Source organism: Psychrobacter piechaudii (assembly GCF_900162825.1).
Classification (GTDB): Bacteria; Pseudomonadota; Gammaproteobacteria; order Pseudomonadales; family Moraxellaceae; genus Psychrobacter; species Psychrobacter piechaudii.
In genome coordinates this window covers 1-9362 of the sequence record NZ_FUGE01000025.1, presented here as the reverse complement: position 1 = coordinate 9362, position 9362 = coordinate 1, and the positions used below count along the sequence as shown (strand labels likewise).

At 43.4% G+C, this 9362-nt stretch carries 7 protein-coding genes and 3 pseudogenes; 7 read left to right on the top strand and 3 right to left on the bottom strand.

What is annotated here, in order from left to right:
* Together A1019T_RS00440 and A1019T_RS00435 are read left to right on the top strand one after the other, a co-directional pair.
* Nucleotides 1-136 (top strand): annotated as a pseudogene (locus tag A1019T_RS00440) (IS982 family transposase); the annotation flags it as partial.
* A 126-nt stretch (nt 137-262) separates the two neighbouring features.
* Nucleotides 263-2098, top strand: coding sequence for a 3-hydroxyacyl-CoA dehydrogenase (locus A1019T_RS00435; protein WP_077449941.1), 1836 nt, complete (start codon nt 263-265; stop codon nt 2096-2098).
* A gap of 39 nt (nt 2099-2137) precedes the next feature.
* On the opposite strand, the pseudogene A1019T_RS00430 reads toward A1019T_RS00435, so the two are convergent.
* Nucleotides 2138-3193 (bottom strand): annotated as a pseudogene (locus A1019T_RS00430) (HlyD family secretion protein); the annotation flags it as partial.
* A gap of 112 nt (nt 3194-3305) precedes the next feature.
* Here A1019T_RS00430 and A1019T_RS00425 point away from each other — a divergent pair.
* From A1019T_RS00425 to A1019T_RS00405, 5 genes are all read left to right on the top strand, one after another.
* Nucleotides 3306-4471 (top strand): IS3-like element ISPpy1 family transposase gene (locus A1019T_RS00425; protein ID WP_095532544.1). Its coding sequence is split into 2 segments (ribosomal slippage): nt 3306-3579 and nt 3579-4471, totalling 1167 coding nucleotides; the frame shifts between segments, so codons are not numbered across the junction.
* 405 nt (nt 4472-4876) lie between these two features.
* Nucleotides 4877-5386, top strand: a complete 510-nt coding sequence (locus A1019T_RS00420; protein ID WP_077449940.1) for a PepSY domain-containing protein — start codon at nt 4877-4879, stop codon at nt 5384-5386.
* Between the two features lie 190 nt (nt 5387-5576).
* On the top strand, nt 5577-6686 hold the full coding sequence (dinB, locus tag A1019T_RS00415; protein WP_077449939.1) for a DNA polymerase IV: 1110 nt from the start codon (nt 5577-5579) through the stop codon (nt 6684-6686).
* Nucleotides 6687-6839: 153 nt separating this feature from the next.
* Nucleotides 6840-8027 (top strand): tRNA preQ1(34) S-adenosylmethionine ribosyltransferase-isomerase QueA, encoded by a 1188-nt coding sequence (queA, locus tag A1019T_RS00410; RefSeq protein WP_077449938.1) that lies wholly within the window; start codon nt 6840-6842, stop codon nt 8025-8027.
* Between the two features lie 61 nt (nt 8028-8088).
* Nucleotides 8089-8574 carry a GAF domain-containing protein gene (locus A1019T_RS00405; RefSeq protein WP_077449937.1) on the top strand — a complete coding sequence of 162 codons (486 nt, stop codon included), beginning with the start codon at nt 8089-8091 and terminating at the stop codon, nt 8572-8574.
* An 89-nt stretch (nt 8575-8663) separates the two neighbouring features.
* Here the strand turns inward: A1019T_RS00405 and A1019T_RS00400 are convergent, their stop codons facing one another.
* On the bottom strand, nt 8664-9095 hold the full coding sequence (locus A1019T_RS00400) for a hypothetical protein (RefSeq protein WP_077449936.1): 432 nt from the start codon (nt 9093-9095) through the stop codon (nt 8664-8666).
* A gap of 174 nt (nt 9096-9269) precedes the next feature.
* Nucleotides 9270-9362, bottom strand: a pseudogene (locus tag A1019T_RS00395) (RNA-guided endonuclease TnpB family protein); the annotation flags it as partial.

Sequence of the window (9362 nt, the reverse complement as noted above, 5' to 3'; positions counted from 1 at the left end):
GATTGAACACTCAAGGCATCGAAGCTTCACAGGTTTCGCTGCTAATCTTTTAGCAGGACTCATTGCTTACTGTTGGTTTCCCTTTAAGCCGACACTCAAGAACGTGTCGGCTTATGGACAGGTTGCAAAAAACTAAGCTGTTTCAATGATTTACGCAAGCTCTTATCCCGAACTCAGGTTATGCTATTAAACATAGTGATTAGCAAATACGATAATACCAAAAATAAAGTTGCGTATTTGCCTGTTAATCTAGGAGTATTGTATGTCAGAGTCGAATCCTCTTGTTAATTTTACCCATATCACAGTCGCAGGCAGTGGTGTTTTGGGCTATCAAATCGCCGTACAAGCGGCGTTTCATGGTTTTAAAGTCATTGTGTATGATATCAATGACGAGGTGCTCAATAAAGCCAAAACCAAATTTGCCGATATCGCCAAACGTCATCAGGATGATTTGGGCGAAACAAGCGAACAAGCCAAACAGGCTGAGCAAAACTTGCGTTATAGCTCAGACTTAAGCGCCGCCTTGAAAGACGCAGACTTGTTGATTGAAGCGGTGCCTGAAGATGTCGCCATCAAAAAAGATTTTTATCAAAAAGCCTCAGCTGCCGCACCCGAAAAAACCGTATTTGTCAGTAACTCATCTACCATGTTGCCCAGTGATTTGGTCAACTTTACCGACCGTCCTGCTAAGTTTTTGATGATGCATTTTGCCAATGAGATTTGGAAGCGCAATCTTGCCGAAATTATGTCACATGCCGATACTGACCCTAATGTATTTGATGCGATGACCGCGTTTGCCAAACAAATCGGCATGGTGCCTATTATCGTCAACAAAGAAACCTCGGGCTATGTACTAAATTCACTACTCAATCCTTGGTTAAATGCAGGGATGCAGCTGTATATCCAAGGCATTGCTGACATTCAAACCATCGACAAAACTTGGATGCTTGGCACAGGCTCGCCGATGGGACCATTTGCTTTTTATGATATGCTTGGGCTCACTACCCCTTACAATATTTACAAGCTCGCTGTGGCTAAGGGCAAACAACAAGACCAAGCGGTCGTTGATATGCTCAAAAAAGAGTATATCGAGCAACATAAACTGGGCGTACCAACGGGTGAAGGGTTTTATCAATACCCCAATCCCGCCTTTAAAAATCCTGATTTTTTAAAACCACCGAAAGCGGATTTATCCAAAGTACCCTATAAAAATATTACCGTGGCAGGCAGTGGCGTATTGGGTAACCAAATTGCGGTGCAATGTGCGTTTCATGGGTTTAATGTGACTATTTATGACATTAATAATGATGCGATTGCTAAGGCGAAAACCCGCTTTACCGACCTTGCCAATCAGCATCAGCATGACCTAGGTGAAACCGATGCCCAAGTGGCAGCAGCTAGCAACAATTTGGCTTACACCACGGACTTGAATGAGGCGTTAAAAGATGCAGACCTATTGATTGAAGCGGTGCCAGAAAGCTTAGACATCAAAAAAGATTTTTATAGCAAAGCCTCAGCCGCCGCCCCTGCCAAAACCGTGTTTGCCAGTAACTCATCGACGTTATTGCCAAGCGTGTTATCAACCTTTACTAACCGTCCAGAAAAATTCTTGATGCTGCATTTTGCCAATCATATCCATATCCGTAATACGGTGGAGTTGATGGCGGCCCCAAGTTGCGACCCACAAGTCTATGCTGACGTCATCGAATTTGCCAAAGCCATTGCTATGCTACCGATAGCGGTGAAAAAAGAACAATCGGGCTATGTGCTTGATAGCTTATTGATTCCGTTATTGGTAGCGGGGTTAAAACTGTGGGCAAACGGCGTTGCCAACGCCGCAACCATTGATAAAACGTGGATGATAGCCACGGGTTCACCCTTTGGACCGATGGCGATTTTGGATAAAAATGGCATGACAACCAACTACAATATCTTTAATGAACTGGCAAAAACGGACCCTTCTTTGCAGCAGCCCGCTGAAAAGCTCAAAGCAGAACTGGTCGATACCAACAAATTGGGTGAAGCCACGGGTGAAGGGTTCTATCAATATCCTAACCCAGCTTATTTAGCGAAAGATTTTTTAAGCTTAATTCACTAAACTGCGTTTGGCCAAGGAGAATAAAAAAGGGTTAATTTGCTAACTTGACGTATCTACTGTTGCCACTACCGACATGCCGGGTATCAATTCATTCAGACGACTTTGGTTGCCATCGATGTCAATGCGTACAGAAATGCGCTGTACCACTTTGGTAAAATTCCCGGTGGCATTGTCGGTTTTAATGACACTAAATTCTGACCCTGTTGCGGGGGAGATGCTTTTGACTACCCCCGTAAATTTTTGTTTGCCTAGGGCATCGACAGTAAACCACGCTTTTTGCCCGATTTTCATTTTATCAATTTGGGTTTCTTTAAAATTGGCAATGACCCACATCGATTTTGGAATGAGATAAACCAACTGCGTGCCTTGTGTCACCAACTGACCGGTACGGATATTGATTTGCCCTAATTTACCTGAGGTCGGGGCGGTGATTAAGCCATACTCTTGGTTGGTATTGGCCTGTTTTAACTGTGCATTGGCGCTTTTAATCTGTGCCACCAAACCAATCTTTGTCACTTCCGCGGTTTTTTGACCTTCGCGGGCGACATCGACACTGGCGATTGCTTGGCTCAACAGTGCTTCATTGTTTTTTACTGCCGCTTTGGCAGTATCGACTTCATTTTGTGACACTGCGCCAACGCCGACCAAGGATTCAAGTCGTTTAAGCTGTTGGATAGACAATTCTAACTGGGTTTTAACTTGTGCTACTTTTGCCTGCGCGGCTTTGACATCGGCTTTGCGCTGCTCGATGATTTGTTGTTGGTTGGCTAAATTGGTGGTCGCTTGTTCCAGTCCTGACTCGGCTTGTACTACTTGCTGTGAGTAGTTAGGACTGCTGACTTTAACTAACGGCTGACCTTGTTTGACGTCCTCAAAATCACTGACGTAGACTTTTTCGATATAACCATTAATTTGTGCCGACAATAGGGTGATATTGCCTTTGACATAACTGTTTTCGGTTTGTTGCAGTGGCGTATTAAACGGACCCAAATGCCATGCCCATAAAATCACCCCAACACCGAGCAAAAAAACCAATAACATGATAATTAAGGTAAGCGGCCTAGGCTTAATAATCTTTTCAGGCGCCTGTGCGGGTTTGTCATCGCTGTCATCAGCTGGCGCATCATTCTATAATACTCCCGGAAAACTAGACCAAAAAATTGTAGCAAATAAGATAGAATAACCTTTAGAAAAAGAGGTCTATCTAATGACAAAAGTACGTAAGCGTCACAATGCTGAATTTAAAAGCAAAGTCGCCGTTGAAGCCATCAAAGAACACAAAACCCTTAACGAGTTAACTGCAGAATATGGGGTTCATGCAACCCAAATAAGCAACTGGAAAAAGCAGGCTTTGGCAGTTATCCCTACTGCATTCAATACCAAACAGCAAGCCAACGAACAAGCCCAGCAAGCTATTATCGATGAACTACATAGGCAGCTAGGGCAAGTTATAAGCGAAAGAGACTGGCTTAAAAAAAAGTCCTTACAGCTACCCTGAGCACTCGTAAACAACTGCTAGAACCTGATAACAAGGATTTTAGTGTTCGTAAGCAATGTGAATTACTCGGTATCAACCGCTCAAGTCTATACTATCAGCCAAAGCCCATCAGCGAGCTTGATATTACCCTGATGAACTTGCTTGGCCAGCAGTACACCAAGACCCCATTTTATGGGGTTAAACGCATGACAGCGTATTTGAGACAACTAGGCTATCAAGTGGGAGAGAAGCGAGTTAGGCGCTTACTACGGCAAATGGGGCTAGATGCCATTTATCAGCATCCTAACACGAGTAAGCCTAACTCTGAACATCAAGTTTACCCGTATTTGCTTAAGCATGTACCGATTAGCCGTTGTAATCAAGTGTGGAGTACTGATATCACCTATATTCGCCTAGCCAAGGGCTTCGTGTATTTGATGGCGGTGATAGATTGGTACAGTGGTTATGTCCTAGACTGGTCGCTATCTACCACGCTTGAGGCGGATTTCTGCGTTGATACGGTAAGTAGCTTACTGCACAATGGGTTACGCTGTGAGATTTTTAATACGGATCAAGGCTCTCAGTTTACCAGCCCAAGATTTACCAGACCGCTCATTGAGCAGGGTATTGCTATCAGTATGGATGGTCGCGGTAGGGCACTGGATAATATCTTTGTGGAAAGGCTTTGGCGGTCAGTGAAGTATGAATGCGTGTATTTGCGACAGCTTGAGACAGTCAGTCAGGCAAGAGCAGGTTTGAAAGAGTATTTCGAGTTTTACAATCATGAGCGTTTACATCAGTCGCTCGATTACCATACTCCTGCACAGGTTTATCTGGCTAACAATAGTTCGGATAATAAATCGTTTTATCAACCCAATTCTATCTTAATTTTATGATAATTTGGTCTAGACATTGGGGAGTACCTTAAAGCTAATTGATCATAGTCTATCCTCGCTTCGGCAAAAAATCGCTGTAGTCTGCGATAGTGACTGTCGGTCTTGCCACCCTTAGGAATGTGTCTTGCTATTTTTTTTAAGATTACTGCTTTGAGCAGTAATCAGGGCTATTATCATTAGGCTCAAACATGTGATTCTTGCCTTGTTCATACTCAGATTTTGGGTTAAAGTTTCACTAAGTCTGTTAAAGTTTGGCATGGTCTGATTCGTCTTAAAAATTACTATTATGCCTTTGCTTTAACAGACTTTTTTGTTTTTTTTGTCGTGTGCAGAGCAAATAAATTATTAAAAATTTACAGGGCTATATTTCTTAGCTCAGAACTCAAATTATAAAGGGAAGAATTCATGAAAACTTTATCCGTATTAGCTACCTCAGTGTTATTAACTTTTGGCGCAGTGGCTCCAAGCTTCGCAGCACCCACTAAAGCAGCTGTCGTGCAAAGCCAATTTGATGTAAACCAAGCCATTGCTATCGCCAAACAAAAATCACAAGGCAAAGTGAAAAGTGTCGACTTCGATAAAGACGACTCAGAATACGAAGTAGAATTGGCGACCACTAGCACCAAGTACGAAGTCAGAATTGATGCTCGTACTGGTAAGGTCAATAGTCAGAAGCAAGAACGCATCAAAACCAAAGATACTGATAAATACAAAGCCCTAAATACTGCCAAAATCGACTTAGCCAAAGCGATGCAAATTGCTGCTAGCAGTGGTAACGGTCAAGCAGTAGATGCTGAATTTGATATCGAAAAAGGCACAGCAGTTTATGAAGTGAAAACAGTTAAAAATGGTCAAGAATATGAAGTAATAATTGATGCTAATACTGGCCGTGTTATTCCGACCAAACGTGACTAATTAGCTGATCGTTAGCTTCGCAATACAATAGATAATAGCTAACTAAATCAGAAATACTGCCACCACCTTATACAGTTTACTCTCTGTATAAGGTGGTTTTTTATAGGCTTATTGCCAGACACCATTCGCTAGTAATTGCAATGAGACAGCACTTGCCCGCCAAACTGAGATAATCCTATATAATAAGGGTATGAGTCATTTAACTTCCTCCTCTTCTGAGTCCACTGCACCGCCCCAACGCAAAATTATCCATCTAGACATGGATGCGTTTTATGCCAGTGTTGAGCAACGTGACTTTCCCGAACTTAGAGGGAAGCCATTGGTCGTGGGCGGTGATCCCAGTGGCCGCGGAGTAGTGGCTGCTGCCAGTTATGAGATTCGCAAGTTTGGGGTACGCTCGGCGATGTCCTGTTATGAGGCCAAACGTCGGTGCCCAGAAGCGATTTTTGTAAGGCCGAGATTTGAGGTGTATCGGCAAGTCAGCCAACAGATTCGACAAATCATGCTCAGCCTAACCGACTTAGTTGAGCCGCTATCCCTGGATGAAGCCTATCTTGATGTCACTGGAATTAAGGAGCATCACGGCTCTGCTACTCTAATGGCCAACTGGTTACGGGCAGAGATTTATGAGCAAACTCAATTGCGAGCTTCTGCTGGGGTGTCATTCAATAAGATGCTAGCCAAGATTGCCTCTGATATCAATAAACCCAATGGCATTGCGGTGATTACCCCCGAGCAGGCCGAAGCCTTTATTGCCACTCTACCCATTGAGCGCTTTCACGGTATCGGCAAGGCTACCGCTAAGCGACTGCATGAGATGGGTATTTATACTGGGGCAGATTTGCGTGCAACGCCAGTGGATACCTTAGAATATGAGTTTGGTAAACGGGGACGTTTTTATTCTGAGATTGCTCACGGTAATGACACGCGCCCTGTTAAAGCAGAACGAAAACATAAATCGGTAGGCTCAGAAACCACCTTTCGTGATAACTTGAGTGATACCGATAGTTTACTGGTACAAATATTTGAACAAAACGCCGATGCCTTTGAACAGTTATCTAAAAAAGGACGGCTTGGTCATACCATCACTCTCAAGATAAAATACGCCGACTTTACCCAGATAACCCGCTCACATACCCTACATACCCCTTTTCCCACTGCCGAATCTGCACATTACTGGTTAGAGAAGCTGCTCGCTGAAGCGCCGCGTCATCTGCCTATTCGATTGGTCGGGGTTACCTACTCCAATCTCACTAGCTTAGATGAGCTTAATACTCAGCCTGATTTGTTTGGTTTGTAATCCAAAACAATAGCTGATAGCCAATAACCGTAAGCCAATTTGACTGAAAACCCAACTAAAAAAACTCGCATTTCTGTTAAACTACCCCGCATTGCTGACAGCCTTGGCTTAGGGCAAACCCTCTTCTTATTTTGAAATAATTAAAGACCTCTTATGACTCAGCCTATCTCTCAAAACCAACACGATAACTCAAACAATTTAACCAGCGATAACACCCATACAGAAAGCCCTCAAAGTGGCTATTTAAGTGTTGCTGATTACGATTACGAGCTGCCCGATGAGTATATCGCCCGCTATCCACTGGCTGAGCGCAGCGCTTCACGCTTGATGTATTTGCCTGCGCAAAAAGCAGATACTGCTGCCATACAAGACAGACAGTTTTCTGATTTGCCCGAGCTTTTAGAGTCAGGTGATTTGATTGTGTTTAATGATACTAAGGTAATGAAAGCACGTTTGTTTGGGCAAAAAGATACCGGTGGTAAAGTAGAGGTTTTGGTTGAAAGACTCACCGATAATACTGAATTTACTACCGATGAAGACGGAAAAAACCATGACAATGTAGCGCTGTGTCATGTGCGTGCTAGCAAAGCGCCAAAGCTTGGTCAAACGTTGTTACTAGCCAACAACAATATTGAATGTGTGATGATAGGCCGTCATGAGAACCTATTTATTCTAAGCTTCAAAAATCCTATCCTGCCAGACTTAGAGCAGTATGGTGAGCTACCGATTCCACCCTATTTTGAACGTCATGCTGATGAGACAGATAATGTACGTTATCAAACCGTGTTTCATGACCCTACCAAACTTGCCAGCGTGGCTGCGCCGACAGCCAGCTTGCACTTTGATGATAAAGTACTACAACAACTGGCCGATAAAGGCATTAACACCGCTTATGTAACCTTACATGTGGGCGCTGGCACCTTTGCCCCTGTGAAAACTGACAATTTGCTAAATCACACTATGCACAGTGAGTATGCCAACTTGCCACAAGCCACTGCGGATCTCATTAATCAGACCCATAAAAATGGCAATAAAGTAATTGCTATTGGTACCACCGTAACCCGTGTGCTGGAGACCGCTTATCAAAAAACTGCTGATAACCAAGGTCAGGTTTCTACGTGGTCAGGCGATACCGATATCTTTATCTATCCAGGCTTTAAGTTTGGCGTGATCGATAAGCTACTGACCAACTTTCATTTGCCAAAATCTACTCTACTTATGTTGGTTTCAGCTTTTGCTGGTAAGACAAACATTGAGCAGGCTTATCAACATGCTGTCGCTAAAAAATACCGCTTCTTTAGCTATGGGGATGCCATGCTATTAGAACGTAACGAATCATAACACCCATCATTTTGATAAAAGCTTTCGTCTTAATACTATAAATAGATACAGAGAAAATCTTATGCAACAAGCTATAAGCCCCATTGACCCCAACGCTAATAAGGCCGAAAAATATGAGCTACTCATAAAACAAGCTGAAGCCATTGTGAGCAGTGAGAGTGACTTAATTGCCAATATGGCCAACCTAACCGCATTGTTAAAAGATACCTTTAATTGGTTTTGGATTGGGTTTTATCGGGTCGACACTGAGTCCAATCAGTTGGTTTTAGGTCCTTTTCAAGGTCCACTGGCTTGTACCCGTATTAATCATGGTAAAGGCGTCTGTGGCGAGGTGTGGGCCACTGGTGAAACTCAAATTGTTGATGACGTCAATGCACATCCTAACCACATTGCTTGCTCCTCATTATCACAGTCGGAGATAGTAATACCTGTAAGAAATGAAGCCGGTAAAATTATCGCTGTATTGGATATTGATTCAGATGAATTAGCGACCTTTGATGAGGTCGATGGGAATTATCTTGAGCAGTTTGTAGAGCTGTTGAAATAGCTTTAATTAGAATGGTCTTATTTAAGGCTGTTTTTAATTAAGCAAAAAAAAGCAGAGCTAAATGACTCTGCTTTTCTATTTTAGAAAAATTAAGATACTTTCGGGTGCGCAAAGTGTAATTGACAATCACAGCCATAAGACACCGCTGTTTTATCCGCTTTAATATACCCAATATGCTGCCAACCTGTGTCCTCTGGTTTGGTCGCCGTGTCCGAGACATATATCTCAAAATCACGAGTGATATTTTTTGCAGTCTCTTGCGGGGTTAACGCAAATTCATTACGAAAATCGACACCTGGACTAGGCTGACAACCTGCCGGCTTGACTGGAGACAGCATCATATATTTTGGCGACACCACATTGGCATCAGTAGCTAGACCCATTTTCGCAATACCCGTCACCGGTCGCATGCCTGCATCTTTATCGGCCTTAGAAAATATAGGCCCCACCTTTAATCCCAAGCTTAGCACACTAAAGCGAAAGCCCACTTTTGGCTTATTGGTCATGGGCGCTACAAACACGCTGTCTCTATGCGCACCGGTTAATACATCGGCGACGAAGAAGTTCTAGGTAGTGACGTTTTGCTTAGGGTTGTCAGTGCCAAATATCTTTCCGGCCATCCCAAAGGCTTGATACTCGCCTTGTTTGGTGTCAGATAAGGTCACTGATAAGCGCCCATTGACCTCCTCCCCTCGCTAAACCGAGGGGATTCCTACAGCTAGACGGTCAAGCCCGACCGCGAGGATGTTCTTAGCAGCATTGATATCTCTATCATGCCATGTGCCACA

Excerpts from the sequence above, each read along its gene's own strand:
- A1019T_RS00435 (WP_077449941.1), top strand. The coding sequence starts at position 263 with ATGTCAGAGTCGAATCCTCTTGTTAATTTTACCCATATCACAGTCGCA.
- A1019T_RS00420 (WP_077449940.1), top strand. The coding sequence starts at position 4,877 with ATGAAAACTTTATCCGTATTAGCTACCTCAGTGTTATTAACTTTTGGC.
- dinB (WP_077449939.1), top strand. The coding sequence starts at position 5,577 with ATGAGTCATTTAACTTCCTCCTCTTCTGAGTCCACTGCACCGCCCCAA.
- queA (WP_077449938.1), top strand. The coding sequence starts at position 6,840 with ATGACTCAGCCTATCTCTCAAAACCAACACGATAACTCAAACAATTTA.
- A1019T_RS00405 (WP_077449937.1), top strand. The coding sequence starts at position 8,089 with ATGCAACAAGCTATAAGCCCCATTGACCCCAACGCTAATAAGGCCGAA.